Raw genomic sequence first — 22,634 nt, forward strand, 5'->3', positions numbered from 1 at the left:
CGTATTTTTCCCCACAGTACCTGGAACTGCGAAGCAACCCAGCAAGGCCGAAACGTGTCCACCACTCGTCACGCGTATCTATACGAGCGGCCCTTCTTCCTGTTTCCCACACATCGCAACGGCAATCGAACTCCCGACAATCAATGCAATGCCGAGCAGCGACATGGCGCCGATTGTCTCGCCCCACGCCATATAACCGAACAGAGCCGCCCACACTATGCTCGTGTAGTTGTACGGCGCGAGCGAGGCCGCGTCGGCCTGGCGGAACGCCATGGTCATCAGCAATTGCCCGGCCGTGGCGAAGCAGCCGAGCAAAGCCATCACGGCGAGCGCCTGGAGCGTGGGCATGCGCCACGCGAAGAACAGCGAAGCGCCGGTGGCGATCGTGCCGATCGTCGTGAAATACAGCACCGTCGTCCCCGAATCGTCGGAGGCGCGAATGCGCTTGATCTGAATGATCGATAGCGCGCCGAAGAAGGCGCTCGACATCAGCAGGACAGGACCGAGCCAGCTCGAATGCGAGCCGTCCGGACGCACCACGAACAGTACGCCGGCAAAGCCGACCGCGGCGGCCAGCGCATCGCGCGGCTTTAACGCCTCCTTCAGCAACAGCGGCGCGAGCACGATCACCAGCAAGGTCTCCGAGTAGACGATCGCCACCGCTTCACTAAGCGGCATGTACGGCAAACCGGCGAAAAAGAGACCCGACGCGCCCAGCAGCGTCAGCGCGCGCAGAGTCTGCCCGCGCACGTCCATGTGCCTGATCCGCTCGGCGATCGGCTTGCCGCGCAGGCATACCGCCACCGCCGGCACCAAGCCGAACAACATGCGAAAGAACGTGACTTCGTTGGCCGGATAAGCGAGCGCCACGGATTTGGCGAGCGCATCGACCAGCGCGAAACAGAACATCGACACGAGGATCAGCACAATGCTGCGTAAGGGCACGGCGCTCGTGCGGACGACGGTGACAGGCGGCATGGATTTTCCTGGGAGCGCGTGGAATCACACGTCGCCCCGGTTTGGCGGGCCGGTTGCGCGGCTCGCATCGGTGGAAAACGGATTATGCCTGCAGCGCCGTCAATGATCGGCTCGGTGAAAAAGGCAGAACCGCCAGGCTCGTTGGTGCAGCGCAGCGGCATGCGCATCTTGCGCATGCCGCTCGCATAGCCGTTTGTAACGCCGCGTAATTTGTGCGATGCTAGCCACGCCCTGGTTATCCCTAGAAGAAGCATTGGGCGCGAGGCAGACCAATCCTGTTGTCCATTCCTCTGGAGGAGACATGATTGAGTCATCGCAATTGCGCAATTTCGCGAGCGCCGGCAGCGCATCCCGCACCGCTTTCCGTAGCGTCGAATCCACCAGGCTGCACCGCATAGCGGCCGCTTCAAGCTTCGTTTTCCTGATCAATCTCGCCGGCGTCTGCCATGCCGACACGCAGGTCGGCGGCACGCTTCCGCCCGCGCCCGACATACTCTACGGGGATCTCTTCGTAGCCGTGCAAACCGCGCAGATCTACCCGGATCAGAAGACCTTCGTCGACGCAACGCCAAACGCCGATCCCGCCGCGATCGTCCAACTGTACGAGCAGCAGAAGCACAACCCCCGCTTTTCACTGGCGAAGTTCGTCAACAAATACTTCACGCCGCCGAGTGAGCCGATCATCACGCCGCCCGCCAACCAGACTTTGCGCGAACACATCAACTGGCTGTGGCCCGCGTTGACCCGCACCACCACGAGCGCGCCGCCCAACAGCTCGCTGATTCCATTGCCGAAACCCTATGTGGTGCCGGGCGGCCGTTTCCGCGAAGGCTACTACTGGGATACCTATTTCACGATGCTCGGGCTGCAGGAATCGGGCAACGAAAATCTCGTCGACGACATGCTCGACAACTTCGCCTACGAGATCAATACCTTCGGCCACATTCCGAACGGCAATCGCACCTATTACCTGGACCGTTCGCAGCCGCCGTTTTTCTCGCACATGGTCGAACTCGCCGCGAAGGCGGAAGGCCACGGCGTCTATCAGAAGTACCTGCCGGCGCTGCGCAAGGAATACGCGTACTGGATGCAGGGCGAGACCACCACGCAACCCGGCTCGGCCACGCGCAATGTGGTCGTGATGCTGGATCGCACGGTGCTCAACCGCTACTGGGATGAGCTCGACACGCCGCGCGACGAGTCGTATCTGGAGGACATTCAGACCGCGCAACAGGCGAGCGGCCGCAATCCGAACGATGTCTACCGCGAGTTGCGCGCCACCGCCGAAAGCGGCTGGGATTTCAGCTCGCGCTGGTTCGGCGACAACATGACACTCGCGACGGTGCGCACCACGTCGATCATTCCGGTCGACCTGAACAGCCTGATGTTCCATCTCGAGATCACCATCGCCAAGGGTTGCGGCGAGACGCGCGATTTCCGCTGCGTCGGCGAATTCGCGCAACGCGCCGCGAAACGCGCGCTCGGCATCAACCGTTATCTGTGGAATCCCAACGGCTATTACGGCGACTATGACTGGCAACTCGCCAAACCACGCGACAACAAGACGGCCGCGATGGTGTTTCCGCTGTTTGTCGGCGCGGCGTGGCCGGAACGTGCGCTCAAGACGGCGAAACACGTGCAGTCGACCTTGTTGAAACCGGGCGGCCTCGTCACCACGACCTACAACACGACGCAGCAATGGGATGCGCCGAACGGCTGGGCGCCGCTGCATTGGGCCGCCATTCAGGGCTTGAAGCGCTACGGGCAGGACGAGCTCGCGCAACAGATCGGCACGCGTTTTCTTACCGATGTGAAAGGCGTCTACGCGTCCGATCAGAAGCTGGTCGAGAAATACGTGGTGGAAGGCTCGGGAACGGGCGGCGGCGGTGGTGGCGAATATCCGTTGCAGGACGGCTTCGGCTGGACCAATGGCGTGACGCTCAAGCTGCTCGACCTGTATAGCCCGGGCGATTGAGTCCGCACGGAGGGCGGGCTCGCGGCCGTGGCAAGCCATGAATACTGTATAAAAACACAGTATAATGGTTGCCCGAGCCGCCCTTCGTTGTCTGATTGCGCGGCACCCAGCCCACGTCGGAATCATGGTGTCCCAGCAAGCCCTATTCGCGCCCGAGCCCGTCTCCCTTCTCCATGACCAGGAAGGCGGAATCCGCTATCTGCCCGAGTCGATCCCGGCTGCCACGGCGCAAGTGTGGTTCGAGACGGCGCTGCGCAATGTCGGCTGGCTTAGTCAGCAGCGCATGATGTACGACCGCGAAGTCGCCGTGCCGCGTCTGCTCGCCACCTTCGCGCGTGGTGCCGAAGATGTGCCCGCACCCTTGGGCGAGGCATTCGAAGCCGTGCGCGCGCTCGTGGGAGCGCCGTTCAATCGGGTCGGCCTCAATCTCTATCGCGACGGCGGCGACAGCGTCGCGCTGCACAGCGACAAGACCGAAAAGCTGGTGCCCGCCCAGCCCATTGCCATCATTTCGCTCGGCGCGAGCCGCCGCATGTCGATCCGGCCGAAAGCGGGCGCCGGCGCCGGACGGATCGTACATGTCGAACTGGAACCCGGCAGTTGTCTGGTCATGAGCTACGCGTCGCAATTCACGCACGAGCACGGCATTCCCAAGCTCGCGGGTGTGACGGAGCCGCGTATCAGCCTTGCGTTTCGGTGCTTCAGCGGTTGATTGAAGAACGGTGCGTCAGAGCAACGTGACCTTGCCGGTCGCCAGGTCGTAAATGCCGCCGGCAATCTTGACCTTCCCGCTTTTCACATACGGCCCGATCATCGGTCTGGACGCGATCAGCCGGTTGACATTCAACCTGACGTTTTCAATCGTGGTTTGCGTAAGGAGATCCTCGCCTTGATCTCCTTTAGTCACTTTCGTCACTTTCGCCATCTGCATGGCGGGCTTGATCGCGCGAACCAGTTCCGGCAGATGGCCGGGCAAATGAACGCCATCCTTGAGCGCCTTGACCGTGGCGCTCACCGCACCACACTGCGTATGCCCGAGCACCATGATGAGCGGCACGCCGAGGAACTCGACGCCGTATTCGAGGCTCGCGAGAATATCGTCGTTGACGAAATTACCTGCCACGCGCACCACGAACAGATCGCCCGGACCCTGATCGAAGGCGAGCTCCGGCGCGACCCGCGAATCCGCACACCCAACGACGGCGGCAATCGGATACTGCGCCGAGACACGCGCCGCGCGGCCCGCGGAATAGTCCTTGTTTGAAGGGTTATTCGCGGCGTAACGGGCGTTGCCCTGCATCAGGCGGTCGAGCGCTTCAGAAGGTGGAATCGAATTCGGCGCATTGCCTGACGCGGGTTCCGCCGCCACGGCTGCGCGCCGCGGCAAACCCGCCAGCGTGATCGACGACGCACCGGCCAGCAGCAGATCGCGCCGCGTGGGGGAAGACAGATGACGGCCGCACATGGCTCGCCTCCTATGTCATGAGCAGCGCCCCAGCGGTGCCGTTCGAACCGGCATGAACCGTGAAAGCGGGTCGCGCGCGCGACGCCTCATCGTGCGCTTCGCGCGTTCGAACATCAAGTTAGACGGCGTAGATGTCCGGGTTGTCCACTAGCGGTAAAAACTTGCCGCTAGTGCCGTCGAGCGCGAGCATCGTGCCGCTTTCGATATCGAAGATCCAGCCGTGCAGCCGCAGTGTTTTATTCGCGAGTCCGACTGCCACCGACGGATGCGTGCGGATGTTCGCCAGTTGCGCGATCACGTTGTCCTTGACCAGCGCGGAGAGGCACTCGGCGTCCGAATGGTAGGTGCGTGATGCGTTGATGGCCTTGGCCGCATCCGCGTGACGCAGCCAGCCCGCCACTGCCGGCAGATGATCGAGATTCTTGCAGGTCGAGATCGCCGTCATCGCGCCGCAGTTCGAGTGGCCGCAGATCACGATATCGCGCACGCCCAACACGGCCACCGCGTACTCGACGGTCGCCGACACGCCGCCCGGTTCCGGACCATAAGACGGCACGATGTTGCCCGCATTGCGGATCACGAACAGCGAACCCGGCTCGGTCTGCGTCAGCAGTTCCGGCACGACACGGCTATCCGAGCACGTCACGAAAAGCGTGCTGGGACTTTGCGCCGTGGACAGACGCTTGAACAATGCGCTCTGCTGCGGAAAGACTTCGCGTTGAAAGCGGATGAGACCCTCGATGATTTCCTGCACGGTTGTTCTCCATAAATCGAAGCGTGAGCCCGCAGTGCTCGCGGCAATATGAAACCCGCGAGCATACATGCGATCCATTGGCGCGACTATACCGCAGCCAAAGGCGCGACCGCGCACTGGATAAACACGTGAGCGCGAACGTCGCCGAGGCGCCATCGTGAGAACATTTTCACCGTGCGCGGCGAAACAAAAAAAGCCCCGGCTGTTACCAGCCGGGGCCAACTCTCTCGCTCGCACACCGGAAACCGTGCGTGCATGAGTACTTTACCGATACCGCCGAAGCCGATATATACGCCATGCTGGAAGAGTCCCTTCCAACGCGGCGCGCACTATCTCGCGCCCGCCGGATCAACGGCTATACATCGCATTCCAGTCGGCGGCGGACACAGCCGGGCGGCCGCTTTGCGACGTACCCGCCACGTTGCCGCCATAACCGCTGGTTTCGCCGTTGCGCGCGGCGACGCGGGCTTCAGCGGCCTGAATCGCTTCCGGGTAATGCGCCTGGTCGCCGTCGCCGACGTGATAGCCGCCCTGCTGCAGTTGAACCAGTTCCGCGCGCACCTGCGCGCGCGTAATGCCGGAATTCGATTGGGCGAACACGGTGGCCGAAGCAGCCAGCGAAGCGACGATAACGACAGCCTTGATCAGGGAATTCATGATGGAAACACCTCCAATAATTGATGGTCAGCAGCGCTTCGAATCACTCTCCGCGCAACCGCTAAACCCAATATAGGTGCCGATTCCTCATAGAATAACGGCCCGCCGTCGAAGGGATTGTTCCTGAATCCGGAGCAATCACGCTCAGAAGCGCGTGCGGATCCCCACCGTGCCGACCACCTGATTTGCCGTCGACGACGCGCCGCCAGCCGTGTTGATAAACGCGGTGTAGCCCTTGCCGCTCACGTGCTGGTACATCGCTTCGGCATACACGTCGGTGCGCAACGACAGCGCATAGACGGCTTGCAGGTTCACCTGATTCCACTTCGGATCCGAGCCGAAGCTCGAGGTGCCGCCCACATGCGCGTCCGTATAGGTATAGGCCGCCCCGAGGCTCACCGCGGGCGTCACGGCGTACTTGCCGTTCACTTCGTAGTTGTCGAAGCGCATCGAGCCATGCGTGGCGCCGAACGACGCGGTGTTCTGGAACTGGCTATGCGTGTAGACGAAGCCGGCCGTCACGGGACCGAAGCCATAACTCAACGCGGCGCCGGCCGTGCGCTGCACATCGGCGCCGAGCTGAAAGCCGCCCGTGCCGTTGGCCGCGGATTCGCCGAGATCGACCGCGCCGGACGTATTGGCGGTCGAGTTCGAACCGTTGATCTGCAAATAGCCGGCAGCCGCCTTGAACGGACCGTTGACATAGCTGACGCCGGCGCTATAGGCACGATTCAGCGCGAATTCCGTGTTGTTCGAGAACGCGTACATCCCACCGAACTTCAGACCGGCGTAGTTCGCGCTCGTGTACTTCACGGCGTTGCTCATGCGCACGGAGTGATTCAGATTGTCATTGTCGAACGGATGTGCGAAGCCGGTGTCGCCAAAGGTGCCCGCCGTGCCCGAGAGCGGCGCGACGAAATCGACCAGCGAGTCGTACTGGCGGCCCAGTGTGAGCGTGCCGTACTGCTTGCTGCTCAAGCCGACAAACGCCTGACGGCCGAACAGCCGGTTGTTCTGGCCCAGCTTGCCGTTCTGCACGTTGTAGCCGTTCTCCAGCACGAAAATCGCCTGCAATCCGCCGCCGAGATCTTCCGCGCCGCGCAAGCCGAAGCGGCTGCCGTTGATGTTGCCGCTCGTCGCCTGCACCAGCGCGCCCTGCGAGCCGCCCTTCTTCACGTTGTTGGTGTACATCACGCCGGCGTCGATGAGGCCGTACAGCGTGACCGAACTTTGCGCATGCGCCGTCGCGGCGGCGAGTCCTGCGAACGCCGCGACCGCAGCGGTAATCTTTTTCACGTCAATGCTCCTGCGTAGCTGGAATATCAGGTTGAACAGCGACGCGAGTATAGAAACGCGGGCATTGAAAACGAATGCCCGGACCCTGGAGCAGTCCTTTATGGAATCTGGAAGAATCCGTCATCTGCACGCAGCAATCGCGATGCGCCGCGCTTCGACGAGGTGTTTTGAAAGCAGGAGACGCGCGGCAATGGCTCTGCGCGGAATGGACGGGTTGTGTGTGAACAACAACCGTTGAGCCGTTTGCGAGGCCCGGCGCGCGCGCCGGGCTCATCGTCAATCAGAAACCAGGCCGCTCAGGCCCTGTTGAAATCACCGGTTTCGAGTTCCACGGACTGCCCGCCGTTTTTTTCGAGGACCTTGCGCGTAGCGTTTTCAATCCGCGCGCGATTCGCCTCGAACGTATTGACGAGGTCATGGGCCGAAGGGCCGTCGTTGCCGAAATGCTCGTTCAGCGCATCCAGCGACACGCTGCACCAGACGTCGGCCCCGTCGACATTGGCTTCGAAGGCGACGCGCGCCGCCGCAACCACTTCACGGCGTCCGGTGAATTCGATCCTCATGATGACCCTCCATTTGTCGAAAGAAAGCTTCGAGTGCGCAAACGCTGTGCCACGGCGGCGTGGTCCGCAAGACCGGCCGGGGTCAGCGCACATTCTCAGCAGGGTGCATACTCGACACCGGCCGTCCTCGTACGGTCGTGCCGATGCGTCACGGCCTGGCCGCCCATGGCCACGCTGCCCGACGTGCCTTATATCCTAATACTAACTCCTGGCCCATGTCCCGCAACCCGCAATCGTCGCGTCCCCTCGTCATTGCCGCCGTGATGGCGTCCATGGCGATGGTCGCCATCGAAGCCACCATCGTTTGCACCGCCATGCCTCAGATCGTCGCGCAACTCGGCGATCTGCATCTTTATAGCTGGGTCTTCTCGTCGTTCCTGCTCACGCAGACCGCGATGACCGTGGTGTTCGGCAAACTCGCCGACCTGTACGGCCGCAAGCCGGTCATGCTGGCCGGCATCGCAATCTTTCTGCTCGGCTCGGTGCTGGCCGGCTTCGCGTGGTCGATGCCGGCCATGATCGCGTTCCGGCTGATTCAGGGCGTCGGTGCCGGCGCGATCCAGCCGGTCACGCTGACCATCGTCGCCGACCTCTATCCCGCGCGCGAACGCGGCAAGGTGCAAGGCTATCTCGCAAGCGTGTGGGCGATTTCGGCGGTGGTGGGCCCGATGGTCGGCGGCTTCATCATTCACAACCTGTCGTGGGCCTGGATCTTCTGGATGAACGTGCCGATCGGGCTTGCCTCCGCGGCGGGCTTTATCGCGTTCCTGCGCGAATCGGAACGGCATGCGCGCCCTTCGATCGATTTCGGCGGCGCGGCGTTGTTCATGGCGGCCATCGCCGCGCTCATGATGGCGCTCACCTACGCCGGCGACGACCAGGTCGCGCAAGCGTCGATGGCGGGCGGCGCGTTCGCAATGTGCGTGCTGCTGTTCGTGTGGCAGGAGCGCCGCGCGGCTGAACCGATGATCTCCTTCGCGCTCTGGAGCCGCCGGCCGATTGCCGCCTCCAACGGCGCCACGTTGCTGTCCGGCATGATCCTGATGGGCGCGACCACGTTTTTGCCGATGTACGTGCAGGGCGTGCTGCATCGCTCGCCGGTGATCGCAGGCCTCGCCCTGACGATGATGATGGTGGGCTGGCCGGCCGGCGCGACGCTCGCCGCGAAGTCGTTTCATCGCCTCGGCTTGCGGCGCATTCTGATCGGCGGCAGCGCGGCCATTCCGCTCGGCGCGCTGTTGCTGCTGTTTCTGTCGCCCGGCGGCTCGCCGCTCGTCGCGGCGTTCGGCTCGTTGATCATGGGCTTCGGCATGGGCACGTCGAGCGTCAGTTGCCTGATCCTGATTCAGGAGATCGTTCGCATGGACGAACGCGGCAGCGCCACCGCGTCGAATCTGTTTTCGCGCAATCTCGGCAGCACCTTGGGTGCGACGCTGTTCGGCGCGGTGCTCAACTTCGGCCTCAGTCATTCGAAAGGTGTGGCCGTGGTCACGTCGGACCAGTTGAAGGCGCTGTTGCAGAATCAGGCCGCCAGTCTCGGTGACAGCGACATGATCCGCACTGTCCTGCATCAATCGCTGCACCTCACGTTCATTTCGCTCTTCGTCATCGCGATCTTCGTGGTCGTGCTGCTGATGTTCGTGCCCGCAATCAGGATCGGCGGCGAGAGGAAGATGCCGATCGAAGCATTGGCGCCGCTGGAGGACTGAGATGCGTGGCGGGCGCGGCGGCGTACGGTCCGCGGCCGCGCTTTGTTCGATAAGCCTGACGCACTTCTGTCAGCGTCACCGCGCCGGCAAGGTCGCCGCGAAAAAGCGGATCGCCCGGTCAGCAGCCAGCGCATGCACCGCATCGCGATCGACGCCCGGTCCATCCCGGCAAATGCCCGCCACGTGCGCGACGGCATCGGCGAGACAGGTATCCAGAAACGTGTAATGCGACGCGCCCGGCACCATCTCCACATGCGCGCTTCGCAGCAAACCCGCGATGCGGTGAATGTTGGTAGCCACCGGCGCGGTGACGTCGGCCTCACCCGCGAGCAGCGAGACGGGAATCGTCACGTCGGCAAACGAGTTGTCGTCGAAGGCCTCGCCCAATGCGGGCGCAATGGCGAACACGGCTTTGACGCGTGGATCGCGATACGACGCGCCGGACCGCGCGCGCGAGGCCTTCGTTGCCGGTGATAGATCGTCGAGCGCCGAGGGCGCCGCGCCCGATGCATCGCTGATGCGCGCCGCCTCCGGTGGATGACAGATTGCGTCGGCCTCAGGCGATGTGCAGAAACGCTCGAACGCCGGCAGATTGGTCCGCGCGCCCGCCAGTTCGAGCACGGTATAACCGCCCAACGAAAAACCCACCGCGCCGATCCGCTCACGGTCCACATGCGGCCCGAGCAGCGGATCGGCGAGCACGCCGTCGAGCACTTCGCTCGCGTCGGTGGCGCGCTCCCACCAGAGCATGAAGCCGTCGCGCGTCATCGGCGCCGCCGCGTTGTTGCCCGGATGATTGGCGCCGGCCACGATATAGCCTTGCGCGGCGAGCGCCGCGGCCAGCCAGTCGAGACTGTCGGCAGTGCCACCCGTGCCGTGCGAGAGCACCAGCAACGGGTAGCTCGTGTGGGCGGTCGAGAGCGGCGCTTCGTCGGCGGCGGCACGGCCGTGAAAGATCGGCTGAGCGGGCGCGCCGATCTCGCGCGGCGTCTGCGGCACCGACGTATCGACCGGATACCAGATGCGCGTCACCAGCGCCTCGGCTTTCGCCCCGCGCCAATGGCGAGCCACGGCGGGACGAAACACGCGCGTCGTCTCGCCCACATGCAAGTCGGCCTGATCCGCCGACACGGCGCCCGCCCAGCACAACGCCGCCGCACACGCCAATCCGGCGATGACGGCACAGCTCACACGAAACATGGTCAGTCCTTGCGGATAGGAATCATCAGGTCGGTCACGCACGTCTGCTGCAAACCGGCGACCAGTGGATTGCGATACAGCTCGAGTGCGGGACGCCGGTCGCGCAGATAACCGCTTTGCGGCAGCCAGCCGCCGTAAAGTGCGCGAAAGGTCGGCGAGATCAACGCATACGGACCGATCAGCCGATGCACCGCGTACAGCCCGCCTTCGAGCCGCAACGGTTCGACTGCATCGCTGGCTTCGAGCGGCACGTCATGCGGGCTCGCGACGATCGCCGCGCGATAGCTGAAGCTGTCCTTCGCCGCCGGATCGCGCACGCAGATGCCCACGCGCTGATCCATCACCGCGTTTTCGTCGCAGCGCAGCATCGTCATAAGCGAGCGAAAGGTCTGGCCGATCGTCGCGACCGGTCCGTCGTGCCGCAGACTCAGTACATCGAACGGCGCGATCTCAGTGAGTTCGACGGCAGGCAGCGCCGGAGCCGGGGCGTTGTTCCTCCGCGCGTCGAGGTGTGCGTCAGCCGCGCGGCCCGTGCATGGCGCGGCCAGACGTTTTTGCCGTGCCTTGAACTCGCTCGGCGAGACGCCGGTGAAGCCGCGAAACGCACGCGCGAAGGCCTGCGGGCTGTTGTAGCCGGCATCGTGCGCGACCGTGGTGACCGACGCGGCGGCATCGGTCAGCCGTTGCGCCGCTTGCGCAAGCCGCAGACGTTGCACGGTCTCCACCGCGCTCTCGCCCGTCAGCTCCCGGTAGACGCGATGGAAATGAAACGGCGACAGATGCGCGACCGCAGCGAGGCTTTCCAGCGTATGGTGCGCGCCGGGTTCGAGCAGAATCGCCTCGACCACGCGGGCGATCCGCCGACGGTAATCACGTTCGGTGCTGGGCTTCATCATGGCGCTAGGATAGCGGCGTCGCGGCCACAAGACGGTGCAGAGCTTGCGAAATTTCAGGCGGCGTGTGCCGGCGAGGCAGCACGCTCGTTGCGGCTCGCCCCGGTGAGACACCATGATCTTTTCGCGATCGCGCCGGCGATCGCGAGCGTGCTCATTGCGCTCCTTGCTCCTCGCGGCACAACGCGGTGATCCACGCGTGAACCGCATCGACCGCGGCCGAGCGCGCCGGCTGCGCTGAGCGCATCAGCCAGAGCGGCGTGAGCGCGAAGCCCGGCACCTGCGGCAGGACTTCGACGCGGCCGCTCGTCAACGCGTCGCCCGCGTCGAGTCGCGACACCATGGCGATGCCCATTTCCTGTTCCGCAGCAGCGACGAGAAAACGCGGGTCGCTGACCGTGATCGCCCGGCGCGTGCGCAAGCCGCCGCGCTTCAATTCCGGCAGCCACGGCGCCCATTCGGGACGCGCCTCGTGCACCAGCAATGGCGCCTGCGTCATTACATCGGGAAACGGCGCGTCGCGCAGACGGCGCGCCGTCACTGGTCCGCAGATCGCCACGGCCGCTTCGTCGAGCAATGGCTCACACACCACCTCCGGCGTTCGGATGGCCTTCGACGAGACGACCAGATCGACGTCCACGCGGTCGATCTCGTTGACTTCCTCGCCGGTCACGAGCCATAGCTCCAGCGTCGGCAACGCTTCGGCGAACACCCGCATGCGCGGCATCAACCAGCCTGAAGCGAATTGCGGCGCGCACACGAGAATCACCGAATCCGGATTGCCGTACGGCTCGATGCGATCGCGCCCGTCGGCAAGCGTGGCGAGCGCCGTCGTCACGGTTTGCGCGTACAGCGTGCCGGCGGCCGTCAGCGCCACACCACGGCCGATGCGGCGGAACAGCGGCTGCCCGGTCCATTCCTCGAGCTGCTGGATCTGATGGCTGATCGCCGACTGCGTCAGCGCCAGTTCCTGCGCGGCGCGCGTGAAGCTGCCCAGACGCGCGGCGGCGTCGAAGGCGAGCAAGGCTTGCAAGGGTGGAAGTCTGCGCATTGTCAGCTCGGACGAGATATTAGAAATATCGATACTTCCAGCAAGATTCTTCGCTTTTCGCCGGAATTTTTCCCCGCAATCATAGACCCAGTTGCCCGTCACGCGTAACTCGCCGCTGATTCGCCTTGCGGCAGACATGAGAAATATTTGTGTGAAGGGCGCGTCATTCAACCGACTGGATAGCTCCGTATGACCCTGAATCTGAACGCGCCGCATCCGTATTTGAAAAGCCCCGCTCAAGAGGGCGGCCAGCCTGCCGCGCCGACCTATGCGGGCGTGCTGTCATTCATGCGCCGCCCCTACTCGCGTGACCTCACCGGCGTGGACGTCGCCGTATCCGGCATCCCGCTCGATCTCGCCACGACCTTCCGCCCCGGCACGCGCTTCGGCCCGGCGGGCGTGCGCGCCGCCTCCGTGCAACTGGCGGAACTCGGCGCATTTCCGTGGGGCGTCGATCCGTTCGATCATCTGAACGTGGTCGACTACGGCGACTGCTGGTTCGACGCGCACAACCCGTCGGGCATTCGCGACGCGATCATCGCGCACGCCCGTGGCATTCTCGCCACCGGCGCGCGCATGCTGACGTTCGGCGGCGACCACTACATCACGTACCCGCTGCTGATCGCGCACGTCGAGAAATACGGCAAGCCGCTGAGCCTGATCCACTTCGACGCGCATTGCGACACCTGGCCGGACGACAACCCCGATTCGCTGAACCACGGCACGATGTTCTACAAGGCAATCCGTGAAGGGCTCATCGATCCCGCGCGCTCGGTGCAGATCGGCATTCGCACATGGAACGACGACTTCATGGGCATGCGCATTCTCGATGCGCCGTGGGTCCATCGCAACGGCACGCAAGCCACGATCGACGAAGTGCTGTCCATTGTCGGCAGCGCGCCCACTTACCTGACCTTCGACATCGACTGTCTCGACCCGGCATTCGCGCCCGGCACGGGCACGCCGGTCGCGGGCGGGCTGAGTTCGGCGCAAGCGTTGGAGATCGTGCGCGCGCTGGGCGCCGTGAACCTGGTAGGCGCGGACGTGGTGGAAGTGTCGCCGCCCTACGACCACAGCGACGTGACCGCCCTCGCCGCCGCGCATCTCGCGTCGGACATGCTGTGCCTGATGCGCAATCAGAAGCTGCAACGCCTCACGAATCTATAAGTCCGCGGCCCGTTGACCCCTTTCCGGATGAGATGACCCACCATGCCCCGCACCACGATGAAACCGCTTCTGGCCGCCCTGCTGCTCGGCGCACTCAGCGCTGCCTCGCACGCCGACGAAAAACAGCTCAACCTGTACAACTGGGCTGACTACATCGCGAAAGACACCGTGCCGAACTTCGAAAAAGAGTCCGGCATTCACGTGCGCTACGACGTGTACGACGGCGACGAAACCTTACAGGCGAAACTGCTGACCGGCTCGACCGGCTACGACGTCGTGGTGCCGACCTCCAACTTTCTGGCCAAGCAGATCGAAGCCGGTATTTATCAGAAGCTCGACAAATCGAAGCTGCCGAATCTCGCGAACCTCGACCGCAATCTGCTGAAGCTGGTTGCCGACGCTGACCCCGGCAATCAGTACGCGGTGCCGTGGGCGTGGGGCACGACGGGGCTCGGCTACAACGTCACCCGCGTGAAGAAGATTCTCGGCAACGAGACGCCGCTCGATAACTGGGACATCCTGTTCAAACCCGAGTACCTAAGCAAGCTGAAGAGTTGCGGCGTTTCCGTGCTCGACGCGCCGTCCGATGTGTTCGCGGTCACGCTGCACTATCTCGGCCGCGACCCAAACAGCGAGAATCCCGCCGACTATCAGGCCGCGTACGACACGCTGAAAAAGATCCGCCCGTATATCACGCAGTTCAACGCGACGAGTTACATCAACGACCTGGCGGGCGACGATATCTGCTTCGCGCTGAGCTGGTCAGGCGATGTTTCGATGGCAAGCCATCGCGCGCGTGAAGCCGGCAAGCGCTACGAGGTCAAGTACTTCATTCCGCAAAGCGGCGCACCGGTCTGGTTCGACATGATGGCGATTCCGAAAGATGCGCCGCATCCCGAAGCGGCGCTCAACTGGATCAACTATATCGAGCGCCCCGAAGTGCACGCGGACATTACCAACACCGTGTTCTATCCGAACGCGGATGCCGCCGCGCGCAAATTCGTGCGGCCGGAAATTCTCAACGACCCGACCGTGTATCCGCCCGAGGCCGTGCTGAAGACGCTGTTCCTGCTCAAGCCTTTGCCCGCGCAGATCAAGCGTCTGGAAGGCCGCTTGTGGGCGCAGTTGAAATCGGGTTCGTGAAGCGTCGTTGAACGAGCCGCGCATTCGTCACGATGTACGGCCCTCTTCCGTCAGCAACTCGATGCCGTCGAGTTGCGCCGCGCAGGTATCGCGTACGATCCTGACGAAATCATCGAAATAAGGCCCGGTTCGCGAAGCCTTTCGCGGCCACTGCGTATAGTTCGCTCCACAGTCCCTGGGTGCCGACGCGTTTGGCCAGCACGTAATCGTGATCGACGTAGTTTTTCACGCCCCAGTTCGGCAGCGCCGCGATCCCGCGGCGGCTCGCCACCAGTTGCATGATGGCAATGGTCAGTTCCGCCGTGCGCCGTTCGAGTTTGATGCCGGCGGGCTCCAGCACCTCCCGAATCAGGTCGATGCGCGCCTCCGGCACTGGATAGGTAATCAACGTCTCGTCACGCAGATCGCCCGACACCACGCGACGCTTGTTGCGCAGCCGATGCTCGTTGGCCATCACCACCAGAATCTCGAAGCGGAATAGCGGCGCGATATGCAGGTTACGCCGCGTGGCCGGTTTCGAGCCGATCACCACATCGGCCTTGCCGTCGCTGAGCAAACGCAACGGATCCGCGTGGAACCCGGCGACGAGATCCACTTCGACCTCCGGCCAGCGCCGGCGGAATTCGTCCATGACCGGCATCAGCCAGTCGAAGCACGTATGGCATTCCAGCACGATGCGCAACTCGCCGCGCGTGTCGCCTTTCAGCCGAACAAGATCGCGCTCCGCCGCGCTCACCGCCGCGATCGTTTCGCGGCCGAGCGCAAGGAGCCGCTCGCCGGCCGCAGTGAAACGCAAGCCCTGTTTGGTGCGCTCGAATAGCGACACCTCATAGTGCGCCTCGATATCGCGAATCTGATGCGAGAGCGCGGACTGGCTCAGATGCACGCGTTCGGCAGCCGCTACCAGCTTGCCCGACTCGGCAATGGCAATCAACGAACGCAAGTGGCGAAGCTCAAGCATGGGATGGCTCCGCTTTAGACGAATCAGGTTGGATATGAATGTGGCTCATACATTGGTGAAAACATGTCGCTTGATGAATCATAGCGTGACTTTCACACTGGACGCCAATTCACACAACGAACCACAGGACTTCACATGGCCCGCACGCATATCCCCGGCTTCCCACGCATCGGCGCGCAGCGCGAACTGAAATTCGCGCAGGAATCGTTCTGGCGCGGCGAATCCGATGAACAGTATCTGCGTGGCGTCGCGCGCGAACTGCGCGCCCGTCACTGGCGATTGCAGCAGGATGCAAAACTGGAGTTCGTCACCGTCGGCGATTTTGCGTATTACGACCAGATGCTCAATCTGAGCGCACTGCTTGGCGCTTTGCCGCAGCGTTTCGGCTTCGATGCCAAGGCGTTGACGCTTGCCCAGTACTACCAGCTCGCGCGCGGCAACGCCGCACAACCCGCCATGGAAATGACCAAGTGGTTCGACACGAACTACCACTACCTCGTCCCCGAACTGGGACCGCAGACGAGCTTCGACGGCGGCGTCGAGTGGCTGTTCGACGAGGTCGATGAAGCGCTCGCGCTGAACCTGCCGGTCAAGCCGGTGCTGATCGGCCCGATCACTTATCTGTGGCTGTCGAAGAGCCATGTCCCCGGCTTCGACCGTTTGTCGTTGCTGCCGAAGCTCGTGATCCGCTACAGCCTTTTGCTGGACAAGCTCAAGCGGCGCGGCATCGAATGGGTGCAACTCGACGAGCCGGCCTTGTGCGTCGATCTGCCCGCGGAATGGCTCGACGCGTTTTCCGCCGCGTATGACGTGCTCGGCGCATCGGGTGTGAAAGTGCTGCTGGCCACGTACTTCGAAAGCGCCGCGGAGCACGCGCCGCGAGTGGCCGCGTTGCCCGTCGCCGGTGTGCATGTCGACCTGGTGCGCGCGCCGCAGCAACTCGACGCATGGCGCGCGGCCCTGCCTGCGCATGCGGTGTTGTCGGCCGGCGTGATCGATGGCCGCAATATCTGGCGCGCGGATCTCGGCGAGATCGTCGAATCGTTGCAGGTCTTGCATGCGGAATTCGGCGAACGCTTGTGGATTTCGTCGTCGTGCTCGCTGCTGCATGTGCCGGTCTCGCTCGGCTCTGAAAAGAAACTCGACGCCGATCTGAAATCCTGGCTCGCCTTCGCCACGGAAAAACTCGACGAAGTCGCCACGCTCGCCCTCGCCTTGCGCGATCCTGCGGCGGCCGAAGCGACGCTAGCTGCCGCGGACCGCGCGCTCGAAGCGCGCCGCGGTTCCAGCGCGGTAGTCAACGCGCTCGTGCAAAAACGCGTGGCCGCGGTGAGCAGCGCAATGGCCGACCGGCAAAGCCCGTTCGCCGAACGCAATCGTCTGCAGCGCGAAGCGCTCGGCCTGCCGCTCCTGCCGACCACGACGATCGGCTCGTTCCCGCAAACGCCGGCGATCCGCCAGGCGCGTGCCGCCTACAAGCGCGGCGAACTGCGCGCACTCGACTATCTGCAGCGCATGCGTGCCGAGATCGAGATCGCCGTACGCAAACAGGAAGAGTTGGGGCTCGACGTGCTGGTGCATGGCGAAGCCGAACGCAACGACATGGTCGAATATTTCGGCGAACAGTTGTGGGGCTATGCGTTCACGGAAAACGGCTGGGTGCAGAGCTACGGCTCGCGCTGCGTGAAACCGCCGATCATTTACGGCGACGTCTACCGTCCCGAACCGATGACGGTCGAGACCACGCGTTACGCGCAATCTCTCACGCAACGTCTGATGAAGGGCATGCTGACCGGCCCGGTGACGATGCTGCAATGGTCGTTCGTGCGTGACGACCAGCCGCGCTCGACTACTGCGCTGCAACTCGCGCTCGCGATCCGTGACGAGGTGGTGGATCTGGAAAAGGCCGGCATTCGCATCATCCAGATCGATGAACCGGCTTTCCGCGAAGGCTTGCCGTTGCGTCGCGCCGATTGGGCCGCGTATCTGGAATGGGCCACGCGCGTGTTCCGCATTTCAGCCGCGGGCGTGGCCGATCAGACGCAGATTCATACGCACATGTGCTATTCGGAGTTCAACGACATTCTGCCGTCGATCGCCGCGATGGATGCCGACGTGATCACAATCGAGACCTCACGCTCGGCGATGGAACTGCTCGACGGTTTCGGCGCTTTCGCGTATCCGAACGAAATCGGCCCGGGCGTCTACGATATCCACTCGCCACGCGTGCCGGATGCGCAGGCCATGCAACGTCTGCTGGAACGCGCGTGCGAAGTGATTCCCGCTGAACGCTTGTGGGTCAATCCGGATTGCGGGCTGAAGACGCGCGGCTGGCCGGAGACCGAAGCGGCGCTGACGAATATGGTTCAGGCCGCCAGGGCATTGCGTGTGAAGCTGGCGGCGAGGCAGCCGGATGAAGTGACGGCGTAAGAGGCTCTGGCGTTGTGAGCTGATCCGCGCACTGTGCGACGGTGCGCGGATGGGCTTTTTCACGTAAACCGTTTCAGTCTTTCGCGTACAGCGTCGAGTCGGCGAAGCCTTCGGCGGCCAGCACCTGGCCGACCAGGATCAACGCGGTCCGCTCGATGGAGGTCGATTGCACCTTGCCGACAATATCGTCGAGCGTGCCGGTGATCTTCTCCTCGTCGGGCCAGCTCGCGCGATAGATCACCGCGATCGGACATGCGCCGCCGTAATGCGGCCGCAATTCATCGACAATCCGCGCAAGGTGCCGCACGCCGAGATGAATCGCCATCGTCGCACGATGACGGGCGAGGTCGGCCAGTTGTTCGCCTTCGGGCATGCTGGTTTTGCTCGCGAAGCGCGTGAGGATCAGCGTCTGCGAAATATCGGGCAATGTGAGTTCGCAACCCAGCGTCGCCGCGCATGCCGCCGTGGCGGTGACGCCCGGCACGATCTCATAGGGTATCTTCAGTTCGCGCAGTCTGCGGATCTGTTCGCCGATCGCGCCGTACAGCGACGGATCGCCGGAATGCACGCGCGCCACGTCCTGGCCTTTGTCGTGCGCGGCCGCGAGCAACGCGACGATCTGATCGAGGTCGAGTTCGGCGGTATTAACCACCTGCTGCGCCGCATGACCTTCGAGCACCGCGGCCGGCACGAGCGAACCCGCGTACAGGATCACCGGACAACTGCGCACGAGGCGCTGCCCTTTCACCGTGATCAGTTCGGGGTCGCCAGGACCCGCGCCGACAAAAAACACCGTCATTCACTACTCCCTGATTCGTTGAGGCGGCATGGCATGCATGCGCGATTCAGACTGCGCGTTGCAGTGCGTCGAGCAGATCGGAAACGCTTTCGAACTCCCTCTCTGCTGCCGGCAATTCAGGTCGGCGCAGCATCACGACCGGCAAACCGCGTTCACGCGCGACTTCGAGTTTCGCTTCAGTCGCCTGGCCGCCGCTATTTTTGCTGACCACCACGTCGAAGGCTTGCAGCGCGAATAGCGCACGTTCAGCTTCGAGCGCGAATGGACCGCGCGCCGCGAGGATGCGCGCACGCGGCGTGTCTTCGTGCGCTTCGAGACAACGCACGACCCAGAACTGATGAGGCGGGATTTCGTCGAGATGCGCGAGCGGTTCGCGGCCGAGCGTGAAGAGCGGCTTTCTGAACGGCGCGAGTGCATCCGTGAGTTCGTTCCAGTCGCCGACCATGCGCCAATCGTCGCCGGCTTGCGGTTGCCATGCCGGGCGGCGCAGTGCCCAATACGGCACGCGCGCGGCGCGGCTCGCCTGGGCCGCGTTCGCGCTGATTTGCGCCGCATACGGGTGAGTCGCGTCGATCACGAGATCGATACCTTCACCGGCGATGTAACGCGTCATAGCTTCGCTGCCGCCAAAGCCGCCGACTCGCACCGTGCACGCCAGATCGTCTGGCACCTTGCCGAGGCCGGCGAGACTATACACGTGCTCAGGCGCGAGTTGCCGCGCGATCCGCAATGCGTCGCCCGTACCGCCGAGCAGCAGAATCCGCTTCATTTTCATTGCGCGGCTCCGATCAGCTTGCCCTGGCGATCGATCGCGAACATTTCGACGTTGACCTGCGGCGGCACGATCTCGCGCGCCACCGCCAGTGCATGCCGGCAGACGATATCGCCGAGCGGCACGTGCCGCGCGTGCGCCAAAGCGACCGCCTGCTGACTCGTGTTGGCTGCGCGGATCGCCGCCTGAAGCGCGTCGTCGGCGCCCTGTTCGGCGGCCCATTGCGCGAGCTGCTCGAGGTCGATGCTCGAATTGCGGCTATGCAGATCGAGATGGCCCGCCGCCAGCTTGCTGAGCTTGCCGAAGCCGCCGCACACGCTCAGACGCTCGACCGGCGCGCGCTTCATATGCTTGAGCACCGCGCCGACGAAGTCGCCCATTTCGATCAGCGCGATATCCGGCAGGCCGTAGTGCGCGCGCATCGCGTCCTCGCTCGCGTTGCCGGTGCAGGCGGCGAGATGGGTATAGCCGTTGGCGCGCGCGACGTCGATCCCCTGATGAATCGACGCGATATACGCCGAGCACGAAAATGGACGCACGATGCCGGTGGTGCCGAGGATCGACAGCCCGCCGAGAATGCCGAGACGCGGGTTCATCGTTTTCAGCGCGAGCGCTTCGCCGCCTTCCACGCCGATCGTCACTTCGAAGCCGCCGCCGTACGCATGCTCCGCCGCGAGTTCGGCCAGATGCTCGGCCATCATTCTGCGCGGCACCGGGTTGATGGCAGGTTCGCCGACCGGCAGCGTCAGCCCCGCGCGCGTCACCGTGCCGACGCCCGGCCCCGCGCGAAATATCACGCCCGCTTCGGCGATGAGGCGCACGCGCGCGAAAACGACGGCGCCGTGCGTGACGTCGGGATCGTCGCCGGCGTCCTTGATCGTGCCGGCTTCCGCGCCTTCGTCGCCATTCCCGATCAGGCGGCAGAACACCAGCGGCATCGGCACATGCTGGCCCTTCGGCAACACGATCTCCGCCACTTCGCTGACGACACCCGCGAGCAACAGACGCGCCGCCGCCAGCGACGTCGCGGTGGCGCAACTGCCGGTCGTGTAGCCGCTACGCAGCGGCGCGGGTTGTTCGGGGGTTTCTTCGCGCATCAGGGTTCTGGCGATGGGTCGGTGGGGGTGGCGCCGGTCGTGTTCGTCGCTTTCGTCGTGTTGGTCGTGTTGGTGACATTCGTGGCGCTCATACCGCTTCCGGCACTTGCAGCACGCCTGGCATTCGGCACATCCGCCGCATTCGTCGCGTTAATCTCGGTTTCCGTTCCCACGAGGTTCGCGCCCTCGCCGCTCGCCGGCTTCGTCACCTCCAGCAGCGTGATCGGCAACGCCTGCCGCCACGTATCGAAACCGCCAAGCGGTTGCGCGTCCGCCAATGCGATCCGTGTCAACGTCCCGCCATGCCGCTCGCGCCACGCCGCCAACACCGCCTCACCTTGCAGCGTGACCGCATTGGCGACCAGCCGCCCGCCTTCGCGCAGACCTGCCCAGCATGCCTCCAGCACGCCCGGCACGGTCAGGCCACCGCCGATGAACACGGCATCCGGCACCGGCAACCCCTGCAGCGCCTCAGGCGCGCGCCCCGCCACAAGTTGCAGCCCCGGCATACCCAACGCATCGCGATTGTGTTCGATGAAGCGCTGACGCTCCGCGTGCCCTTCAATCGCAATCGCGCGGCAGGTGGAATGCGCGCGCATCCATTCGATGCCGATCGAGCCGCTGCCCGCGCCTACATCCCACAGCAATCCGCCGGGCGTCGGCGCGAGGCGCGCGAGCGTGATCGCGCGCACGTCGCGCTTGGTCAACTGGCCGTCGTGACGAAACGCATCGTCGGGCAAACCGCAGGTCAGCGGCAGACGCGGCGCGCCTTCGGTGGCACGGCAGTCGAGCGCGATCAGGTTCAACGCGGCCACCTCGCCCGCGGACCATTGATCCGCGCGGCCGTCGATGCGCCGCTCCAGTTCGCCGCCCAGGTGTTCCAGCACGCTCATGCGGGTCGCCCCGTAACCTCGTGCGTTCAGCAATGCCGCGAGCGCCGCGGGCGTGCGCCCGTCCGCGCTGAGCACGAACATGCGCGCGCCGTCATGCAGATGCGCGTTCAGCGTGGGCAACGGCCGCCCCACCAGCGACACCGTCGCGACATCCTGCAACGGCCAGCCGAGCCGCGCGGCCGCCAGCGACAACGACGACGGCGCCGGCAGCACCCGCAATTCCCCCGCCGGCAATTGCCGCGCGAGTGTCGCGCCGACGCCGAACAGCATCGGATCGCCGCTCGCCAGCACGCACACGGCTGCGCCGCGCTCGGCCAGCAAGGGTGCGAGATCGAAGGGACGCGGCCAGGCGGCACGGCGCGCGGCGAGACGCGCGGGCAACATCGCCAGATGACGTTCGCCGCCGTACACCACCGACGCTTCCAGCAAGGCACGCCGCGCGGGCCGCCCCAAACCGGCGAAGCCGTCGTCGCCTATGCCCACCACCGTCAGCCACGCGGGCATGCATCCATCCTCGTTCTGTGTCTTCAAATAATGCGCTGTGCCACGCCGATCAAAGCGTCCAGCCTCGTTGTGCTGTTCGAAAAAAGGCATAATACAGCCGCCGGTGCCCTTCGGGGCCGAAGAGGGAACACAGTGCCACTGTGGCTGCCCCCGCAACTGTATGCAGCGAGTCCGCCTGCGCTCCACGCCACTGGTTCGACCGGGAAGGCCGCGGCGGACCATGACCTGCCAGCCAGGAGACCTGCCGGCGAGACTGTTCGTGCCAGCCAACATCGGGCGGGGTGTACCGATGCCGCAGCCATGCCCGCCTCACGGCATGCTCGGGCT

General features: G+C 64.2%; 19 protein-coding genes, 1 pseudogene and 1 riboswitch. Of the genes and pseudogenes, 6 read left to right on the forward strand and 14 right to left on the reverse strand.

Annotated features, from left to right (window positions below; all coding sequences use genetic code 11):
* Nucleotides 1–78: 78 nt before the first annotated feature.
* Nucleotides 79–978 carry a DMT family transporter gene (locus tag B0G80_RS31200; protein WP_116121767.1) on the reverse strand — a complete coding sequence of 300 codons (900 nt, stop codon included), beginning with the start codon at nt 976–978 and terminating at the stop codon, nt 79–81.
* Between the two features lie 301 nt (nt 979–1,279).
* Between B0G80_RS31200 and treA the strand changes: the two genes are divergently transcribed.
* Both treA and B0G80_RS31210 read left to right on the forward strand, forming a co-directional pair.
* Nucleotides 1,280–2,953 (forward strand): alpha,alpha-trehalase TreA, encoded by a 1,674-nt coding sequence (treA, locus tag B0G80_RS31205; RefSeq protein ID WP_116121768.1) that lies wholly within the window; start codon nt 1,280–1,282, stop codon nt 2,951–2,953.
* Between the two features lie 124 nt (nt 2,954–3,077).
* Nucleotides 3,078–3,665, forward strand: a complete 588-nt coding sequence (locus tag B0G80_RS31210) for an alpha-ketoglutarate-dependent dioxygenase AlkB (protein WP_116121769.1) — start codon at nt 3,078–3,080, stop codon at nt 3,663–3,665.
* Between the two features lie 15 nt (nt 3,666–3,680).
* Here B0G80_RS31210 and B0G80_RS31215 read toward each other — a convergent pair whose 3' ends face one another.
* The 5 genes from B0G80_RS31215 to B0G80_RS31235 form a co-directional block, all read right to left on the reverse strand.
* The gene (locus B0G80_RS31215) at nt 3,681–4,418 is read right to left on the reverse strand and encodes a carbonic anhydrase (RefSeq protein ID WP_116121770.1); all 738 of its coding nucleotides are present in this window, start codon (nt 4,416–4,418) and stop codon (nt 3,681–3,683) included.
* Between the two features lie 118 nt (nt 4,419–4,536).
* Nucleotides 4,537–5,172 carry a carbonic anhydrase gene (locus tag B0G80_RS31220; RefSeq protein WP_116121771.1) on the reverse strand — a complete coding sequence of 212 codons (636 nt, stop codon included), beginning with the start codon at nt 5,170–5,172 and terminating at the stop codon, nt 4,537–4,539.
* Between the two features lie 348 nt (nt 5,173–5,520).
* Entirely contained in the window at nt 5,521–5,829 is a 309-nt protein-coding gene (locus tag B0G80_RS31225) for a DUF4148 domain-containing protein (protein ID WP_116121772.1), read from the reverse strand.
* 144 nt (nt 5,830–5,973) lie between these two features.
* On the reverse strand, nt 5,974–7,125 hold the full coding sequence (locus tag B0G80_RS31230) for a porin (protein ID WP_116121773.1): 1,152 nt from the start codon (nt 7,123–7,125) through the stop codon (nt 5,974–5,976).
* Nucleotides 7,126–7,421: 296 nt separating this feature from the next.
* Entirely contained in the window at nt 7,422–7,688 is a 267-nt protein-coding gene (locus B0G80_RS31235) for a DUF1488 domain-containing protein (RefSeq protein WP_106278178.1), read from the reverse strand.
* 215 nt (nt 7,689–7,903) lie between these two features.
* Here B0G80_RS31235 and B0G80_RS31240 point away from each other — a divergent pair, with 215 nt between their 5' ends.
* The gene (locus B0G80_RS31240) at nt 7,904–9,397 is read left to right on the forward strand and encodes an MDR family MFS transporter (RefSeq protein ID WP_116121774.1); all 1,494 of its coding nucleotides are present in this window, start codon (nt 7,904–7,906) and stop codon (nt 9,395–9,397) included.
* 75 nt (nt 9,398–9,472) lie between these two features.
* On the opposite strand, the gene B0G80_RS31245 is transcribed toward B0G80_RS31240, so the two are convergent.
* From B0G80_RS31245 to B0G80_RS31255, 3 genes are all read right to left on the reverse strand, one after another.
* The gene (locus B0G80_RS31245; RefSeq protein ID WP_116121775.1) at nt 9,473–10,597 is read right to left on the reverse strand and encodes a peptidase; all 1,125 of its coding nucleotides are present in this window, start codon (nt 10,595–10,597) and stop codon (nt 9,473–9,475) included.
* A 2-nt stretch (nt 10,598–10,599) separates the two neighbouring features.
* Nucleotides 10,600–11,493, reverse strand: coding sequence for a GyrI-like domain-containing protein (locus tag B0G80_RS31250; RefSeq protein ID WP_116123788.1), 894 nt, complete (start codon nt 11,491–11,493; stop codon nt 10,600–10,602).
* Nucleotides 11,494–11,644: 151 nt separating this feature from the next.
* Nucleotides 11,645–12,541 (reverse strand): LysR substrate-binding domain-containing protein, encoded by an 897-nt coding sequence (locus tag B0G80_RS31255; RefSeq protein ID WP_181920102.1) that lies wholly within the window; start codon nt 12,539–12,541, stop codon nt 11,645–11,647.
* A 189-nt stretch (nt 12,542–12,730) separates the two neighbouring features.
* On the opposite strand from B0G80_RS31255, the gene speB reads away from it, so the two are divergent.
* On the forward strand, nt 12,731–13,708 hold the full coding sequence (gene speB, locus B0G80_RS31260) for an agmatinase (protein ID WP_116121777.1): 978 nt from the start codon (nt 12,731–12,733) through the stop codon (nt 13,706–13,708).
* 42 nt (nt 13,709–13,750) lie between these two features.
* A complete protein-coding gene (locus tag B0G80_RS31265) occupies nt 13,751–14,851 on the forward strand; it encodes a polyamine ABC transporter substrate-binding protein (protein WP_116121778.1) in 1,101 nt (366 codons plus the stop codon).
* A gap of 27 nt (nt 14,852–14,878) precedes the next feature.
* Here the strand turns inward: B0G80_RS31265 and B0G80_RS31270 are convergent.
* A pseudogene (locus B0G80_RS31270) lies at nt 14,879–15,812 on the reverse strand (LysR family transcriptional regulator).
* A 135-nt stretch (nt 15,813–15,947) separates the two neighbouring features.
* On the opposite strand from B0G80_RS31270, the gene metE reads away from it, so the two are divergent.
* Nucleotides 15,948–18,242, forward strand: a complete 2,295-nt coding sequence (metE, locus tag B0G80_RS31275) for a 5-methyltetrahydropteroyltriglutamate--homocysteine S-methyltransferase (protein WP_116121779.1) — start codon at nt 15,948–15,950, stop codon at nt 18,240–18,242.
* Nucleotides 18,243–18,315: 73 nt separating this feature from the next.
* On the opposite strand, the gene cobM is transcribed toward metE, so the two are convergent.
* From cobM to cbiE, 4 genes are read right to left on the reverse strand one after another with little or no spacing between them, the layout of a single operon-like run.
* On the reverse strand, nt 18,316–19,041 hold the full coding sequence (cobM, locus tag B0G80_RS31280; protein WP_116121780.1) for a precorrin-4 C(11)-methyltransferase: 726 nt from the start codon (nt 19,039–19,041) through the stop codon (nt 18,316–18,318).
* A 46-nt stretch (nt 19,042–19,087) separates the two neighbouring features.
* A complete protein-coding gene (locus B0G80_RS31285; protein ID WP_181920209.1) occupies nt 19,088–19,810 on the reverse strand; it encodes a cobalt-precorrin-6A reductase in 723 nt (240 codons plus the stop codon).
* 2 nt (nt 19,811–19,812) lie between these two features.
* On the reverse strand, nt 19,813–20,910 hold the full coding sequence (locus B0G80_RS31290; RefSeq protein ID WP_116121782.1) for a cobalt-precorrin-5B (C(1))-methyltransferase: 1,098 nt from the start codon (nt 20,908–20,910) through the stop codon (nt 19,813–19,815).
* The gene (gene cbiE, locus B0G80_RS31295) at nt 20,910–22,307 is read right to left on the reverse strand and encodes a precorrin-6y C5,15-methyltransferase (decarboxylating) subunit CbiE (protein ID WP_258879085.1); all 1,398 of its coding nucleotides are present in this window, start codon (nt 22,305–22,307) and stop codon (nt 20,910–20,912) included. The genes B0G80_RS31290 and cbiE overlap by 1 nt, the downstream gene beginning before the upstream one ends.
* An 84-nt stretch (nt 22,308–22,391) precedes the next feature.
* A riboswitch (cobalamin riboswitch) is annotated at nt 22,392–22,571 on the forward strand.
* Nucleotides 22,572–22,634: the final 63 nt, after the last annotated feature.

Source organism: Paraburkholderia sp. BL6669N2 (assembly GCF_003387275.1).
Lineage (GTDB): Bacteria > Pseudomonadota > Gammaproteobacteria > Burkholderiales > Burkholderiaceae > Paraburkholderia.